This window comes from Ruegeria sp. R13_0 (assembly GCF_017743995.1).
In the GTDB taxonomy this organism is placed as follows: domain Bacteria; phylum Pseudomonadota; class Alphaproteobacteria; order Rhodobacterales; family Rhodobacteraceae; genus Ruegeria.
Genome location: NZ_JAGHRB010000001.1, coordinates 48,862 through 64,601 on the forward strand (window position 1 = coordinate 48,862; position 15,740 = coordinate 64,601).

General features: G+C 59.8%; 15 protein-coding genes. 13 read left to right on the forward strand and 2 right to left on the reverse strand.

Features of this window, described 5'->3' with window-relative positions:
- The first annotated feature begins 44 nt into the window (after positions 1-44).
- The 12 genes from J7394_RS00230 to J7394_RS00285 all read left to right on the forward strand — a co-directional run bounded on the left by J7394_RS00230 (position 45) and on the right by J7394_RS00285 (position 12,829).
- Complete coding sequence (locus tag J7394_RS00230) at positions 45-293, forward strand: DUF2484 family protein (protein WP_209250171.1); 249 nt, start codon at positions 45-47, stop codon at positions 291-293.
- On the forward strand, positions 290-532 hold the full coding sequence (locus tag J7394_RS00235) for a DUF2484 family protein (protein ID WP_209250173.1): 243 nt from the start codon (positions 290-292) through the stop codon (positions 530-532). Before J7394_RS00230 ends, J7394_RS00235 begins: the two co-directional genes overlap by 4 nt.
- A gap of 56 nt (positions 533-588) precedes the next feature.
- The gene (murB, locus tag J7394_RS00240) at positions 589-1,515 is read left to right on the forward strand and encodes a UDP-N-acetylmuramate dehydrogenase (RefSeq protein WP_209250175.1); all 927 of its coding nucleotides are present in this window, start codon (positions 589-591) and stop codon (positions 1,513-1,515) included.
- Between the two features lie 108 nt (positions 1,516-1,623).
- Positions 1,624-2,541: a D-alanine--D-alanine ligase gene (locus tag J7394_RS00245; protein WP_209250177.1), complete on the forward strand. Its 918-nt coding sequence runs from the start codon at positions 1,624-1,626 to the stop codon at positions 2,539-2,541.
- Positions 2,529-3,536, forward strand: a complete 1,008-nt coding sequence (locus J7394_RS00250) for a cell division protein FtsQ/DivIB (RefSeq protein ID WP_209250178.1) — start codon at positions 2,529-2,531, stop codon at positions 3,534-3,536. Before J7394_RS00245 ends, J7394_RS00250 begins: the two co-directional genes overlap by 13 nt.
- A gap of 8 nt (positions 3,537-3,544) precedes the next feature.
- Positions 3,545-4,879, forward strand: coding sequence for a cell division protein FtsA (ftsA, locus tag J7394_RS00255; protein WP_170483816.1), 1,335 nt, complete (start codon positions 3,545-3,547; stop codon positions 4,877-4,879).
- Positions 4,866-5,282: a hypothetical protein gene (locus tag J7394_RS00260; RefSeq protein WP_209250179.1), complete on the forward strand. Its 417-nt coding sequence runs from the start codon at positions 4,866-4,868 to the stop codon at positions 5,280-5,282. Before ftsA ends, J7394_RS00260 begins: the two co-directional genes overlap by 14 nt.
- A 349-nt stretch (positions 5,283-5,631) precedes the next feature.
- Positions 5,632-7,233 (forward strand): cell division protein FtsZ, encoded by a 1,602-nt coding sequence (gene ftsZ, locus J7394_RS00265; protein ID WP_209250180.1) that lies wholly within the window; start codon positions 5,632-5,634, stop codon positions 7,231-7,233.
- A gap of 213 nt (positions 7,234-7,446) precedes the next feature.
- Positions 7,447-8,367, forward strand: coding sequence for a UDP-3-O-acyl-N-acetylglucosamine deacetylase (lpxC, locus tag J7394_RS00270; RefSeq protein WP_209250181.1), 921 nt, complete (start codon positions 7,447-7,449; stop codon positions 8,365-8,367).
- A gap of 126 nt (positions 8,368-8,493) precedes the next feature.
- The gene (locus J7394_RS00275; RefSeq protein WP_209250182.1) at positions 8,494-9,357 is read left to right on the forward strand and encodes an outer membrane protein assembly factor BamD; all 864 of its coding nucleotides are present in this window, start codon (positions 8,494-8,496) and stop codon (positions 9,355-9,357) included.
- Between the two features lie 36 nt (positions 9,358-9,393).
- A complete protein-coding gene (gene recN / locus J7394_RS00280) occupies positions 9,394-11,043 on the forward strand; it encodes a DNA repair protein RecN (RefSeq protein WP_209250183.1) in 1,650 nt (549 codons plus the stop codon).
- 100 nt (positions 11,044-11,143) lie between these two features.
- Positions 11,144-12,829, forward strand: coding sequence for a chloride channel protein (locus tag J7394_RS00285; protein WP_209250185.1), 1,686 nt, complete (start codon positions 11,144-11,146; stop codon positions 12,827-12,829).
- Here J7394_RS00285 and J7394_RS00290 read toward each other — a convergent pair.
- Positions 12,826-14,193, reverse strand: coding sequence for a DUF3179 domain-containing protein (locus J7394_RS00290; RefSeq protein WP_209250186.1), 1,368 nt, complete (start codon positions 14,191-14,193; stop codon positions 12,826-12,828). The two genes, J7394_RS00285 and J7394_RS00290, sit on opposite strands and share 4 nt — an antisense overlap.
- Positions 14,194-14,675: 482 nt before the next feature.
- Between J7394_RS00290 and J7394_RS00295 the strand changes: the two genes are divergently transcribed.
- The gene (locus J7394_RS00295; protein WP_209250187.1) at positions 14,676-15,341 is read left to right on the forward strand and encodes an outer membrane protein; all 666 of its coding nucleotides are present in this window, start codon (positions 14,676-14,678) and stop codon (positions 15,339-15,341) included.
- Between the two features lie 25 nt (positions 15,342-15,366).
- Here the strand turns inward: J7394_RS00295 and J7394_RS00300 are convergent, their stop codons facing one another.
- The gene (locus J7394_RS00300; RefSeq protein ID WP_209250188.1) at positions 15,367-15,708 is read right to left on the reverse strand and encodes a DUF427 domain-containing protein; all 342 of its coding nucleotides are present in this window, start codon (positions 15,706-15,708) and stop codon (positions 15,367-15,369) included.
- Between the last annotated feature and the right edge of the window lie 32 nt (positions 15,709-15,740).

Sequence of the window (15,740 nt, forward strand, 5' to 3'; positions counted from 1 at the left end):
AGGGTGTGTGACCTATTGCCAAGACCACGTCACAGGAGGGGACAATGGACTATTCGACCATATTTGCCGCCCTTTGGGTGATCAGCGCCACTATCGTGGCCTTGTTGCCGATGCGACTGCAATTCCCTCCGGGGATTGTCCTGTTGCTCTGCGCGCCGGTGATGATCATCTGGCTGGGTTATGACCATGGATGGGTCTTGTCGGTTCTGGCCTTTGGAGGATTCGTCTCGATGTTCCGCAGACCGATCCGCTTTTACTGGCGCAAATGGGTGCGCGGAGAGGTGATGGAATGAGCTTCTCTCTCGCCCTCGCAGCCCTTTGGGGCATTGTTGCGAACTTGCTGGCGATGATCCCCAGCAGGGACAACCACTGGACCCGCGCCTACGTCCTGATCGCGGTCGGGATCCCTCTGCTTGGATATGTCACCTATGAGAACGGCCCTTGGGTCGGGCTGATCGTGCTGGTGATGGGTATGTCGATCTTGCGCTGGCCGGTGATTTATCTGGGGCGGTGGCTGCGTCGGCGGATTTGACCGCTTCACTGCGGATACAGGTTGCCAACTCCCTCTGAATCCGCGAGTTAGCAGCTATGACTGTTCTTCCTGTTCCTCGCGGCAAACTAACCGAAAACCGAAGCCTCAGCGACCTGACATGGCTGCGTGTCGGCGGTCCGGCTGACTATTTGTTCCAACCTGCGGATGTTGAAGACCTGCAGGGCTTTTTGCGCGAACTCCCCGATGATGTCGTGACTTTCCCGATGGGCGTCGGGTCGAACCTTATTGTACGCGATGGCGGATTGCGCGCCGTGGTGATCCGGCTGGGGCGGGGCTTCAACGGGATTGAGATCGAGGGCACTTCGGTCACCGCAGGTGCTGCGGCGTTGGATGCGCATGTGGCGCGTAAAGCGGCGGATGCTGGTGTGGATCTAACCTTTTTGCGCACGATTCCGGGCTCGGTCGGTGGGGCCGTTCGGATGAATGCTGGGTGTTATGGCAGCTACACGGCGGATGTTCTGAAAAAGGCCACCATAGTGACGCGGCAGGGAGAGGTGATGGACCTTGGCCCCGAGGACCTGAACTTTCGCTACCGTCAATCCGATCTGCCTGACGGCGCAGTGCTGATCTCGGCAAGTTTCGAAGGCCCTGAAGGTGAACCCGACACGCTTCATGCCCGAATGGCGGCGCAGTTGCAAAAGCGTGACGAGACCCAGCCCACCAAAGACCGCAGCGCCGGTTCGACCTTTCGCAATCCGGCCGGGTTCTCCTCGACCGGGAAGGCGGATGATGTGCATGACCTAAAGGCATGGAAAGTGATTGACGATGCGGGCATGCGTGGGGCTATGAAAGGCGGCGCGCAGATGAGCCCCAAGCACTCGAATTTCCTGATCAATACGGGCGAGGCGACCGCCGCGGACCTCGAAGGTTTGGGTGAAGAGGTGCGAAAAAAGGTTTACGAAACAAGCGGCATCACGCTAGAGTGGGAAATCATGCGGGTCGGTGATCCGCTGAAAGAATAAAGCCCCAACCGTCAGACCAAAACAGGCAATTAACGGCGACGGATCAAAGGCATAAACGCAGTACGGACCACCACATAAGGTCCGGGGACATTGAGGCGCACGTTGGGTATGTCGAGCAGGACAAACCCCAAAGTGGCGGTATTGATGGGCGGCCCCTCGGCGGAACGCGAGGTGTCTCTCAGCTCTGGGCGCGAATGCGCAGCCGCCCTTGTGGGAGAAGGCTTTGAAGTGGTTGAGCTGGACGCAGGTCCCGACCTCTACGCGCGCCTTTTGGATATCAAGCCGGATGTGGTCTTCAACGCTCTGCATGGCCGCTGGGGCGAGGATGGCTGCGTGCAGGGTCTGCTGGAGTGGATGCGTATTCCCTACACCCATTCAGGCGTTTTGGCCTCGGCGTTGGCGATGGACAAGCAGCGCAGCAAAGAGGTCTATCAGGCCGAAGGGCTGCCCATTGTCCCCAGCGTGATCGTGCCCAAGGTCGAGGTGGTTGAGGTTCACGTGATGGAGCCGCCTTACGTCGCCAAGCCCAACAACGAAGGGTCGAGCGTCGGTATTTACATCGTCCACGAAGGGTCGAATGGTCCTCCGCAATTGTCGGAGGATATGCCCGATCACATCATGGTCGAGAAATACGTTGCCGGACGTGAATTGACGGTGACCGTTATGGGTGATCGCGCCCTTACCGTGACCGAGATCATGACCGACGGCGGCTGGTACGACTACGATGCCAAATACAAGCCCGGCGGCTCGTGGCATGTGCTGCCCGCGGACATTCCGCAGGATATCTTCGACCGCTGCATGGACTACGCTTTGAAAGCGCATAACGCTTTGGGCTGTCGCGGCGTGACCCGGACCGACTACCGGTGGGACGACACCATGGGCGCGGATGGTTTGTTCCTGCTGGAAACCAACACGCAGCCCGGTATGACGCCAACCTCTCTTGTGCCGGAACAGGCGGAACATTGCGGTATGACGTTCGGCCAGCTCTGTGCCTGGATGGTGGAGGACGCCTCATGCGACCGCTAAGAGCCACCCGCGCGCCAGTGATCCATCGGGCCAAACCTCTGGCCGGGCCGGATGCCGATTTCGAATCCGCCGATACCGAATCCCATGATACGCAGCCTGTTCTGCGTTTGGGCGGTGTGAAGCTGTTCAACCGCACCGCGCGGCGGTCTGACCCGGCACCCTCGCGCCTCAGCTACCGGTTCCAGCGTTGGATGCTGACACCGGGCATCCGCATGGGCGTCAAGCTGGGCTTACCGGTCTGCGCCGTTGCGGCTGCCGTTGGTCTTTACTTTGCGTCCGAGGAGCGGCGCGAGGCGCTCAATACCTATATCGCCGACATACGCACCTCGATTCAGGAACGTCCTGAGTTCATGGTCAATCTGATGGCCATTGATGGCGCAGGTCCCGGCCTGTCGGATGACATTCGCGAAGTGGTGCCGCTGGATTTCCCGATCAGCTCTTGGGATCTGGATGTCGAACAGATGCGCGACACGATTACCGGGCTTGATCCGGTGAAATCGGCCACAGTGCGCATTCGGCCCGGTGGCATCCTGCAGGTGGACGTTGTCGAGCGTCAGCCTGTCATCGTGTGGCGCACCCGAGAGTCTGTCGAGCTTTTGGATGAGACCGGCGTTCATGTCGACCTGATCACCTCACGCAAGGATCACAGCGACCTGCCTTTGATCGCGGGCAAAGGCGCGGATGAGCATGTCGCCGAAGCGCTTGAGATTTTCCGCACCTCGCGCAGCCTCGGCACCCGTGTTCGGGGCTTGGTGCGTATTGGCGAGCGGCGCTGGGATCTGGTGCTGGATCGCGGCCAGCGCATCATGCTGCCGACGGACCGGTCAGTGCGCGCGCTCGAGCGGGTGCTGGCCGTGAACGAAGTGCAGGACCTGTTGGAGCGTGACGTGGCCGTGGTGGATATGCGCCTCGGACAGCGGCCAACTATCAGAATGACCAAAGCCGCCAGCGAAGACTGGTGGAATACAAAAGTGACAGTGGGTAACGGGCAGTAACGACCATGATGACCGATCTTTATCAGTCCCAACGCGCCATGCGACAAATGCGCAGACAAGCGATGCAGCGGGGCGTTATCGCCATTCTGGATGTAGGTAGCTCGAAAATCTCGTGCCTCGTGCTGCGGTTTGATGGCACTGGGCGGCTGAGTGAGGACAACACCATCGGCTCGATGGCCGGGCAGACCGGGTTCCGGGTCATTGGCGCTGCGACCACCCGCTCACGCGGAGTGCAGTTTGGCGAAGTCACGGCCATGCAGGAAACCGAGCGTGCGATCCGCACCGCCCTGCAAGCCGCGCAGAAGATGGCCGATATCCGCGTCGATCACGTGATCGCCTGTTTCTCGGGCGCGAACCCGCGTTCCTATGGTCTGGACGCGCAGGTCGATCTGGAAGGTCAGCTTGTGACCGAGGCCGAGGTTGGCCGTGTTCTGAACGCCTGCGATGTCCCGGATTACGGGGTGGGGCGCGAGGTTCTGCATGCCCAACCGGTGAATTTCGCATTGGACAACCGCTCGGGCCTGATCGACCCGCGGGGGCAGATGGGGCAATCTCTGGCCGTCGACATGCATATGCTGACCGTCGACGCGATTGCGATCCAGAACATCGTCCGCTGCATCAAGCGTTGCGATCTGGAGCTCGCAGGGATTGCGAATTCAGCCTACGTCTCGGGAATCTCGGCACTGGTCGAGGATGAGCAAGAACTGGGCGCAGCCTGTATCGACATGGGCGGTGGCACCACTAGCGTGTCGATCTTTATGAAGAAGCACATGATCTACGCCGATTGCGTGCGCATGGGCGGTGATCACGTCACACAGGATATCTCGATGGGCCTTGGCGTGCCGACCGCCGTGGCCGAGCGGATCAAGACATTCAATGGCGGTGTCCACGCGACCGGAGCCGACGATCGCGACCTGATCGATATCGGCGGCGATACCGGCGACTGGGAACATGATCGTCGCACCGTCAGCCGGGCCGAGCTGATCGGGATCATGCGCCCTCGGGTCGAAGAGATTCTGGAAGAGGTGCGCGTCCGCCTCGATGCGGCCGGGTTCGAACATATGCCCAGCCAGCAGATCGTGCTTACCGGTGGGGGCAGTCAGATCATGGGGCTGGACGGCCTCGCGACCCGTATACTTGGCCAGCGCGTTCGACTGGGCCGCCCGCTGCGCGTTCACGGCCTGCCGCAATCTGCGACCGGCCCGGGCTTTTCCTCGGCCGTTGGTCTCAGCCTGTTTGCGGCGCATCCACAGGACGAATGGTGGGATTTCGAAATCCCGGTCGACACCTATGCCGCGCGCCCGTTCAAGCGCGCCGTTCGGTGGTTCCGTGACAATTGGTAGAACTCTGCGCCGCGCCTTGTGCGTGGCGCTTGCGCCCGGCCTCGCTTCGGCGCAGTCCGTCATCTCACCTGAGACGTTTCTGGATGCTGTGCTTGGCAAAACGGTGCAGTTCCACGAAATCCGTAGCGGAGATCTGGTGGGAACCGAGCAGTTCCTGAACCGCAAGACCTCGGTCTGGCGGGTCGAGGGTGGGGGATGTGTCTACGGTCAGATCACAACACCGAATGGGCAGATCTGTTTTCTCTATGACGATGATACAGACGGCATTCCCGTCTGCTGGTGGCCGTTCGAATATCAGGGCCGTTTGATGGTCCGGCTGGCAGATCTGGGCAAAGGGGAAATCCAGGAGGTGCGCAGCATGACCAATCACAGCCTGAATTGTCCAAGTGCCCCAATCAGTTGAAAAACACCTTGCGGAGGCCTGATTTATCCCTCAAGATATCCACAGGACCCGTCAGAGGTCTTGCGGCAGGACATTGAGCAGTTTTCCGCATTAGTTTTGGTTCGTATCCGGGGCGTGACGCATAGGTCGTTCACTGCTCGGGTTTCCTGTGTCTTGTAGTGATCCGCGTTGTTTCCGCTATATTTGGCAAAGCCTGCGAAATGCCGCCGGTTGCTGCCTTATTTCGTCCATATTTTGTGGAATCACGTGATTTTTGACGTGACCTTTACGCATCACATCGCTAGAATCGAAGACGGATAGGTAAAGAAAAACACCGCTTTGGCGGAACAAAAATACAGGCGGACAGAGCATGACATTGAATCTTTCGATGCCCGGGCACGACGAACTGAAGCCTCGGATTACAGTATTTGGCGTTGGCGGCGCGGGCGGTAACGCAGTCAACAACATGATTGAAAAGCAGCTGGACGGCGTGGATTTCGTCGTCGCGAACACCGACGCGCAGGCGCTGCAGCAAAGCCAGTCCTCGGCGCGGGTGCAGTTGGGCGTGAAGGTCACCGAAGGTCTGGGGGCAGGGGCCCGTCCGACCGTTGGTGCCGCTGCCGCCGAAGAAAGCATTGAGCAGATTGTCGACCATCTCGCGGGCGCACATATGTGCTTTATCACCGCGGGTATGGGTGGTGGAACCGGTACGGGTGCAGCCCCGATCATCGCGCAGGCCGCGCGTGAGCTGGGCGTGCTCACGGTTGGTGTTGTCACCAAACCCTTCCAGTTCGAAGGGGCCAAGCGCATGCGTCAGGCCGAAGACGGCGTTGAATCGCTTCAAAAGGTTGTCGACACGCTGATCATCATCCCCAACCAAAACCTGTTCCGTCTGGCCAATGAAAAGACCACTTTCACCGAGGCGTTCTCGATGGCGGACGACGTTCTGTATCAGGGTGTAAAGGGTGTGACCGATCTGATGGTTCGTCCGGGCCTGATCAACCTCGACTTCGCGGACGTGCGCGCCGTGATGGACGAGATGGGCAAGGCGATGATGGGCACAGGCGAGGCAACCGGTGAAGATCGCGCGATCCAGGCGGCCGAGAAAGCCATTGCCAACCCGCTGCTGGACGAAATCAGCCTCAAGGGCGCGAAGGGTGTGCTGATCAACATCACCGGGTCGCACGACCTGACGCTGTTCGAGCTGGACGAAGCCGCCAACCGTATCCGCGAGGAAGTGGACCCCGAGGCGAACATCATCGTCGGCTCGACGCTGGATACAGCAATGGAAGGTGGCATGCGCGTTTCGGTCGTCGCCACTGGCATCGACGCGAGCGAGAAAACCTTGGAAGAGCCGGTCGCGCGCCGCTCGATGTCCGAGCCTCTGACGCGCACGGTTTCCGCAGAAGAGCCGGTTCAGGAAGAGGCACCCGTCGCAGCCGAGGCGGCGCCGGTTCAGACCGAAAACCGTGAACCATCACTGTTCGAAGCGGCGGAAGAGCCGGCCTCAAGCCAGTTCCAGCCGCGTGTTGAGCAAGATGATGACGGTCTTCCACCTCCGGCCTACCAACCGCGCGTGGCCGAGTTCGAGCCGCAGCCGGAACCCGTTGAAGAGACCTCCGAAACCTACGCTGCGCCACATCAGCATTCTGCCGGCACCCCCTCGCCCGAGGCGCTGCAGCGCCTTCAGGCCGCCGTTCAGAATGTCCCCTCAGCGGCGCAGCGCCTGACGGCCACGCGGCCTCAGGAACCGGCCCCTCAGCCGCAGGCAGAACACGAAGAGCGCCCCCGCTTCGGGTTCAATCGTCTGATCGACCGGATGACCGGCCACGCGGCAGATACGCCTGCGCAACCGCCGCGTCATCAGCCGCAAATGCGCCAGGCTGACGCTACGGCACCAGTCCAGGACGAGGCTGATCCGGATCAGGATCGCATCGAAATTCCGGCCTTCCTGCGCCGTCAAGCCAACTGATCGCAGTAACAAAATCATCGTAAAGGGTCGCCAAAAGGCGGCCCTTTTTTCATGATTTACAGGATCTTAAATAACCCTGAGCAGGGTTTTGCCGATCTGTCACATTCATGTTTCATTCAGTTGCAAAGAGTGAGTTGAGCCTTCGGGGTCTCTTCCTTAACTCAGGGTCCAACACAGCCCGCATAGGCTGGACACCACGCTCTGAGGCCCATTTTGCAACATACGCTCAAATCTCCGGTTACGTTTAACGGCGTTGGACTGCATGGCGGTCAGCCTGCGGTCATGGTTCTGAAACCGGCAGCCGCCGGTCACGGGATCTGGTTCAAACGGACGGATATTGAGCTGGGCAATGCGTTGATCCCTGCAGTCTACGACATGGTCGAGCGTACGCCGCTTTGCACCCGTCTGGTGAATGAGGCCGGTGTTTCCGTCTCGACCATTGAACACATCATGGCAGCGCTTGCCGGGTGCGGAGTTCACAACGCCCTGATCGAAATTGACGGGCCCGAAGTTCCGATCATGGACGGATCCTCGATCGACTTTGTGCGCGGCATCATGGCGAAAGGCGTTCGCCGCCAGGCCAGCCCGGTTCTGGCCTACGAAGTGTTGAAGCCTGTGACGGCGTCGCGTGAGGGGGCCAGTGCCTCGATCAAGCCTGCGGATGGGCTGATCATCGATTTCCATATCGATTTCGAAGACGCCGCCATTGGGAGCCAAACGAAAACGTTGGATATGCGTAACGGGTCCTTCGTGCGCGAGCTCAGCGATAGCCGCACCTTCTGTCGCCGGATTGACGTCGAAACCATGCGTGAGAATGGTTTGGCTTTGGGCGGGACGTTGGAAAACGCTGTGGTCGTTCAAGGCACCGAGGTTCTGACTCCCGGCGGGTTCCGCCACGCGGATGAAGCTGTGCGCCACAAGATGCTGGATGCGTTGGGTGATCTCTATCTGGCTGGTGGTCCGATTCTGGGTCACTTCACCGGTGACAAGTCGGGCCATTCCATGACCAACACGCTGCTGCGCACATTGTTTGAAACGCCCGGCGCGGTTCGTCCGATCCTGTGTACCCCCGAGCAGGCCGCCCGTCTGCCCGGTCAGGGCCTGATTGCCGCCGAAATCCCTGCTGTCGCCTGATCTGATCAACTCTTACGACATTTCCGCCAGCGGGTGGATAAGGCGTTTTGCACCGGAATTTTCTGTGCTAGACCAAGGCTCGATCCGGTTGGGATCCTGTGAGTAAGACGACTAAGGATGAGCGGTATGGTTGGCAGCAAAGCGGCAGTCAGATTCGCAAGCGCGATTCTTCTGGCAGCAGTTTTGAGCGCCTGCAGCGACGCAGGTGGCCTGTTCAGTAGTAGAGGCGCGGATCGGGATCAGAACCTTGAAGGGTTCACACCGGAACAGATCTACACACGCGGTGAATATGAGCTGTCGCAGAATCGCTCGGACGACGCGGCGTGGTATTTCTCGGAAGTTGAGCGTCTGTATCCATATTCCGATTGGGCCAAACGTGCGCTGATCATGCAGGCGTTTTCGTTCCACGCCGACAAGAATTACGAAGAAAGCCGTGCCGCGGCTCAGCGCTATATCGACTTCTACCCAACCGACGAAGATGCGGCTTATGCGCAGTATCTTCTGGCGCTCAGCTATTATGACCAGATTGACGAAGTCGGCCGCGATCAGGGACTGACCTTTCAGGCCCTGCAAGCGCTGCGCACCGTGATCGAGGTTTATCCGGACAGCGAATACACCACCTCGGCCGTGCTGAAATTCGATCTGGCCTTTGACCATCTGGCGGGTAAGGAGATGGAGATCGGGCGTTACTACCTGCGTCAGGATCACTACGTCGCGGCCATCAACCGGTTCCGCGTCGTGGTTGAGGACTTCCAGACCACCTCTCACACGGCCGAGGCGCTCTATCGCCTGATCGAGGCGTATCTGTCGCTCGGCTTGTTTGATGAGGTGCAGACGGCAGGTGCGATCCTCGGCTACAACTACCAGTCCTCGGAATGGTATGATGATGGGTACAAGCTTCTGACCTCGCGTGGGTTGGATCTGAAGAGCCGTGGTAACAACTGGCTCAGCACGATCTATCGCCAGACGATCAAAGGTGAGTGGTTGTAATCGCCATGTCATCAGGCTTGGGACGCTAAAGACCCGATGCTGCGCGCCCTTGATATTCGCGACATGCTGATCATTGACCGGCTGGAACTGAGTTTTCAGCCGGGCTTAAACGCGTTGACCGGTGAAACCGGCGCGGGCAAGTCGATCCTTCTGGACTCGCTGGGCTTCGTTCTTGGATGGCGCGGACGGGCTGAACTGGTTCGCCAAGGCGCTGCGCAGGGCGAGGTCGTAGCCGAGTTCGAATTGCCCGAGGGCCACCCTGCCCATGCTGTTCTGTCTGAGGCTGGTTTGCCGGGTGGTGAAGAATTGATCCTGCGCCGCGTCAACACGGCAGAGGGCCGAAAAACCGCTTGGGTCAATGATCGCCGCTGTTCAGGTGAGGTTCTGCGGGCTTTGTCGGAAACACTGATCGAATTGCATGGGCAGCATGATGACCGGGGATTGCTGAACCCTCGTGGGCACCGTGTTCTGCTGGATGACTACGCTCAGGTCTCGGAACTATTGGCCAAGGTCCGTCAGGCTTGGTCGGAGATGTCGCGCAGCCGCAAAGCACTGGCCGAGACCGAGACCGCTTTGGCAGCCATGCGCGCTGAAGAGGAATTCCTGCGCCATTCCGTGGCTGAGTTGGACAAGCTCGATCCGCAACCCGGAGAAGACGCTGATCTCGATGCCCGCCGCCGCATGATGCAAGGGGCGGAGCGTATCCGCGACGACGTTGCTCGCGCATTTGACCTGCTGGGAGGTGACGGGGCCGAAGGCGCGATGTCGGATGCGACACGCTGGCTCGAGGGCGTGTCGGACTCTGCAGGTGGTCAGTTGGAGGAGCCGATTGCAGCGCTTGGCCGGGCCATGATCGAATTGGGCGAGGCGCAGGATGGTGTGAACGCCTGCCTTCAAGCGCTGGACTTCGACCCCGCCGAACTGGAAGCCGCCGAGGAGCGTTTGTTCGCCATCCGAGCACTGGCGCGTAAACATGATGTGGCCCCGGATGATTTGGGCACCTTTGCCGATACTCTGCGTGAACGCTTGGGTAAGCTGGATGCAGGTGACGCCGATCTGGCCGACCAACGCGCTTCGGTCGAGGCGGCACAGGCGAGCTATGATACGGCTGCGGCAGATCTCAGCGCTGCGCGTCAAGCGGCGGCTGTACAATTGGATCAGGCCGTCATGGGTGAGCTGGCACCGCTAAAAATGGAACGCGCGGTGTTTCGGACAGAACTTACCGAGTCCGATCCCGGACCCGAGGGCACCGACGCGGTGGCCTTTACGGTTGCCACCAATCCAGGCGCACCATCGGGACCGCTGAACAAAATCGCCTCAGGCGGGGAACTCAGCCGCTTTCTGCTGGCGTTGAAGGTTTGCCTGTCCGGCGATGACAGTGCCCGGACCATGATTTTTGACGAGATCGACCGGGGTGTGGGCGGCGCGACAGCCGATGCAGTGGGCCGCAGGCTGGCCTCTCTTGCACAAGGCGGGCAGGTTCTGGTCGTCACGCATTCCCCTCAGGTCGCCGCGCGCGCGGCCCATCACTGGCGCGTGCAGAAGCAGGTCACAGATGTCCAGACCCTTTCGACCGTAGTTCCCCTGGCCGAAATAGATCGCGTGGATGAAATTGCCCGCATGGTCTCAGGCGATACGATCACGGAAGAAGCGCGCGCGGCCGCTCGCGCTTTGTTGGAGGCTTAATGCGTCTTTGGCGCACTCTGCTGGCCTGACCGTCGCTAACTTACTTTTCTCAGACCCCGCCGTGGCTTACTAAGGGTTAAGTTATGATCCCCGAGAGCCAATGACCCAATCAACCCGCACCGTTCTGCGCAACCAGCTCAATCAGGCTCTGGCCGCGATCAAGGATGCGTTGCGGGTGATGCGTCGCCGGGGGCCAAGTCAGATTCAGTTCTGGTTTATCGCTCTGGCGATCGGGATTGCAGCAGGGTTCATGGCGCTTGGGTTCCGCAAGGCGATCCGCAGCCTGCAGGCCTATATCTACGATACCGAGGATATCCTGCTGCTGCACAGCCACGCCGAGAAGCTGCCTTGGTTCATCGTGCTGATCATACCGATCATAGGTGGGGTGATCGTGGGCCTGATCCTCACGCGTTTTACCGACGATGGCCGTGTCCGCTCGGTCGCGGATGTGATCGAAGGGGCGGCGGTCAGCGATGGGCGGGTCGAGACCAAGGCGGGCATCGCCTCGTTCTTTGCCTCGCTGATTACGCTCAGCACCGGCGGCTCCACAGGGCGGGAAGGGCCTGTGGTGCATATGGCCGGGGTCATCTCGACCTGGGTCAGCGACCGCATCCATGCGGACGGAATCACCGGGCGCGACCTGCTGGGATGCGCTGTGGCCGCTGCGGTTTCGGCCAGCTTCAATGCCCCCATCGCAGGCGCGCTGTTTGCGCTTGAGGTCGTTTTGCGCCATTTCGCGGTCCACGCCTTTGCACCCATCGTCATTGCCTCGGTCGCGGGGACGGTGATCAACCGGCTGGAATATGGCGACGTTACCGAGTTCACGTTGGATACGCCCGGGTCATTGCAATTCTACGTCGAACTGCCTGCCTTCCTAATCCTCGGGCTGATCTGCGGGTTGGTGTCCTTGCTTCTGATGCGCTCGATCTTTTTCGCAGAGGATTTCGGCAATCATGTTCAAGCCCGATTGTCCCTGCCCGGGTGGCTGCGCCCGGCGGTTTCGGGTGCGATGCTGGGCCTTTTGGCCATCTGGTTCCCGCATATCATTGGCGTTGGGTATGAAACGACGATCCGCGCCCTGACCGGTGATCTGGTGCTGACCACAGCGATCCTGTTTGCGGTCATCAAGACAGTGGCCGTGGCAATCACCATGGGCGGGCGCATGGGCGGAGGCGTGTTTTCGCCTTCCCTGATGATCGGAGCGCTGACCGGGCTGGCCTTTGGGCTGATCGCCACCGGATTGCTGCCGGACGTATCCGGTACCCATACCCTCTACGCTTTTGCTGGAATGGGCGCCGTCGCTGCAGCGGTTCTGGGCGCGCCGATCTCGACCACTTTGATTGTGTTCGAGCTGACCGGAGACTGGCAGATCGGTCTGGCGGTGATGGTATCTGTGTCGATGTCTACCGCCTTGGCCTCACGCCTTGTGGACCGGTCGTTCTTCCTGACTCAGCTCGAGCGTCGCAATGTGCATCTGGCGGCGGGACCACAGGCCTATCTTCTGGCGATGCTGCGCGCAGGGGCAGTAATGCGACCCATTGGCGACGCGCGCTCGATCACCAAGGAGGAAGCGCGGGAGCTGATCGAAAAAGGCCTCTGCGTCAAGGCAAGCGCGACACTTGAGGCGGCGATGCCCTATTTCGACCGCGATGATATTCCTTGTATCCCCGTGATCGTCATGGACGAAAACGGGACAGAGACGCCGGTTGGTGCGCTCTATCACATCGACGTTTTGAAGGCCTACAACCGGGCGCTGGCTGCGACAGCGGCCGAGGAACACTCCTAGCCGTTATACACGCTGGCCGCGTCGCCCAGATAGTTGTCCCACGCGAACCAATAAGAGATATGCCCGGCCACGCGCGGCAATTGCGTGCCATCCGGCCCGATCAGCATCTCTTCGGACAAGGTCCATTTGCGGCCACTCTCATCGACCAGACCTCCGCCTGATGCTTTGAACCGGTGGCCCGCACGCTCATAGGCGCGCACTGTCCGACGGTCTGAGTTGCCGATCAAAACCAAGGGTCGGTCCGCGATTGCATCGTTGATCACTCGGGTCCGGTCGAAGGCGTCCAGCGGCCAGGCCCGCGCGGCGCCGAATTGGCGGATGGTGAAGATGTAGTCCTTCTGGCGATGCTCGGACTGATCCACCAAAGCCGGGAACATTAATTCGGGCGAGGCGAAATACTCGCGATACACCACGCCCGAGCCATAGTTGCGACGATGCCCGGTGCTGAGCGACAAGACGCGCGTGTCCGGGTGAGAGGTTTTCCAGCTGTCCCAGGTCGTGATCACCACGGGGCGCTGCTTCAGCTCGATCCCGCTGTCGACCAACGGGCCGACCACGGGCTTGCCGGTATACTGGTTCCACAGCGAATGCGTCTCCCTGTCGAACATCAGCTTGTTCGAGCGATACAGGAACCCCGAGGAACCGAAGACAAACGGTTTCCGCCGCCCCGGCACTCGCGTCTCAAACAAGATGCCCGACCCGCACAGGGTGCAATAGGCCAGCGCCACCGGCACGCCGCCGATCACCTCGTTGAACATCTCGTGCCAGCCCATGATCCGCAGCGGGTAGGCGCGTACGTCACCGTTGATCGAGACCCCAAAGACCAGATCATCACCTTTCAGATAGTCGGCGCCTGAGGCCGAGATCAGCGTCGGATTGTCCAGCGAAGGGATGCCATCCTTGCGCACGCCGCCCCAGGTGATCTCCTCCAGCCGGATCTTCATCCGCTCGCGCTGCAGGTATTCGGGACGCAGGAACAGGTCGAAATTGTCGTCGATCCGCAGCAGGACCTCTCGTTTGAACGGGATCAACGAGGGGTGGGGGACGATCTGAGGGTTCTGCTCTTGCCACAGCATCCAGTCGAACCAGTCGGTGCCGCGTTGCTCTCCGGTCAGAGTCTCCATCACCTCGACGATATCGTCCCGCCGCCGGTCGGTGAAGCGCATCGCGGATATCAGGGCAGGGACCACATCCGGGTTCCCACGCTTTACCAGAAAGGCCATCTTGGCTTCGAAATCCGTGCGACCGCCGCGCAACGTGCTGTGCAGCGCGTCCAGCACAGGGTCTTCCTGCGCCCAGCTCGCGGTGGGTGCAAGCACGCTGGCTCCGACCATTCCAACAAATTGGCGACGAGAAACAGACATGGCACCCTCCGATCCTTTTTCGCGCTTAGTATGAGGGCAAACGCACCGACTTGCATGAAACAGCTGCGTGATTGGCGCGTGATCACCCGCGATCGTTGATTTGAGGGGCGAGGTCTGGAAAACAGAGAGGGTATTTTCAGAGCAGATTTCCCATGACCAATGCGATGCTGGGTGGTCAGCCGCATCCCGCGCGCTCTGGCCGGCGGCGGGTTTTGTGTTTTTCCTGCCTTCGCGCATTGCCTTGCCTTCACCGCTTTGCCCATTTTCTATGTGCGATAGGTCGGACTTCCCTGTTATGCGCTCGATCTTGATCGCGACCTCTTTGCTGGCGGGGACAGCGGCTGAGGAACACTCATGAGGTTTTGGTGGCGGGCGGGCCACTACGGGCTTCTCTTTGAATTGAACACATTGTCTGAAAGTGCGGTGTCTCCTAGCCTGATTGACGAAATTTTCATGAAAGTCACTCTGATTGAGGTTTGGGCATGTCTTACGAACGATTTTCTTGGCTGACAGCGGCGGTTGCGATCTCGGTGATTGGAGCTGCCCCATCTCGCGCGCAGGAGGCGCCGTATGTCACTGGCTTTCTCGGTGTTACCGATATGGGCGACTATGATTTTGATTTCTTCCAAACGATTCCTTCAGTCGTGGTCGGTCAAGGCACCATCACAATCGACACTGGAATCTCCTACGGACTGGCCGTCGGAATGAGAGTCGCGCCAAATCTGAGGGCCGAATTCGAGCTTTCACACGCCTCGAATGATACAAAGGAAATCGGCCGCCCGTTCACCCAGTACGACGGAAGCTTTGATGCGACATTCGGGATGGTAAACCTTTGGTATGACGTCCCGGTTCAGGGCAGGTTCAAGCCCTATGTTGGCGGGGGGATCGGGTTTGCGCGGGTGTCCCACGACGGTCAATCCGGTGCTGGCAGCACTTTGGTCGATGACAGTGACACCGCTATCGCGGGGCAATTGGGGTTTGGCGGCCGCTTCCAAGTCGGGGAACGCGGAAACATCGACATCGGGTATCGCTACAAGACGACCGGCGATCTTGATTTCGCCACGACCCAAGTGTTCATCCCGACAGATTTCACGGATGGCCGCTACTCGTCGCATTCGCTCATTCTTGGGTACAGCTACAGTTTCTGACAGATGAAACTAGGCAACTCAGGCCCTAGATCTGTTCGACCTTGACCGAGTCGACCGGGTAGAAAGCCAGATAGTCTTTGAGTCCGGCCGTATCCTTGCCGGGGGCCTCAAAGCTCCAGGCCGCGTTTTCGGTGACCGAGGATTTGTTCACGATCGAGAAATGCGTGGCATCGCCTTTGTGCGGGCAGTGAATCACCTTGTCCGTACGATCCAGAAAGGCCATCGCAATATCAGAACGGGGGAAGTAGATCACGGGGTCCAGATCACCTTCGCGCAGTTCAAGCGCGTTCGAGCTTTCGCCCAGAATTGCCCCACCCGAGCGGACGCTCCATTTGCCGGGTGCTTCGGTGATCGTGATTTCAACCATGTCTTTTCCCTCGTTCTTGTCAGGGCCTCTCC

Bases quoted from the DNA above. Each gene is read 5' to 3' on its own strand.
- J7394_RS00230 (WP_209250171.1), top strand. From the start codon at position 45: ATGGACTATTCGACCATATTTGCCGCCCTTTGGGTGATCAGCGCCACT.
- J7394_RS00235 (WP_209250173.1), top strand. From the start codon at position 290: ATGAGCTTCTCTCTCGCCCTCGCAGCCCTTTGGGGCATTGTTGCGAAC.
- murB (WP_209250175.1), top strand. From the start codon at position 589: ATGACTGTTCTTCCTGTTCCTCGCGGCAAACTAACCGAAAACCGAAGC.
- J7394_RS00245 (WP_209250177.1), top strand. From the start codon at position 1,624: ATGTCGAGCAGGACAAACCCCAAAGTGGCGGTATTGATGGGCGGCCCC.
- J7394_RS00250 (WP_209250178.1), top strand. From the start codon at position 2,529: ATGCGACCGCTAAGAGCCACCCGCGCGCCAGTGATCCATCGGGCCAAA.
- ftsA (WP_170483816.1), top strand. From the start codon at position 3,545: ATGACCGATCTTTATCAGTCCCAACGCGCCATGCGACAAATGCGCAGA.
- ftsZ (WP_209250180.1), top strand. From the start codon at position 5,632: ATGACATTGAATCTTTCGATGCCCGGGCACGACGAACTGAAGCCTCGG.
- J7394_RS00275 (WP_209250182.1), top strand. From the start codon at position 8,494: ATGGTTGGCAGCAAAGCGGCAGTCAGATTCGCAAGCGCGATTCTTCTG.
- recN (WP_209250183.1), top strand. From the start codon at position 9,394: ATGCTGCGCGCCCTTGATATTCGCGACATGCTGATCATTGACCGGCTG.
- J7394_RS00285 (WP_209250185.1), top strand. From the start codon at position 11,144: ATGACCCAATCAACCCGCACCGTTCTGCGCAACCAGCTCAATCAGGCT.
- J7394_RS00290 (WP_209250186.1), bottom strand. From the start codon at position 14,193: ATGTCTGTTTCTCGTCGCCAATTTGTTGGAATGGTCGGAGCCAGCGTG.
- J7394_RS00295 (WP_209250187.1), top strand. From the start codon at position 14,676: ATGTCTTACGAACGATTTTCTTGGCTGACAGCGGCGGTTGCGATCTCG.
- J7394_RS00300 (WP_209250188.1), bottom strand. From the start codon at position 15,708: ATGGTTGAAATCACGATCACCGAAGCACCCGGCAAATGGAGCGTCCGC.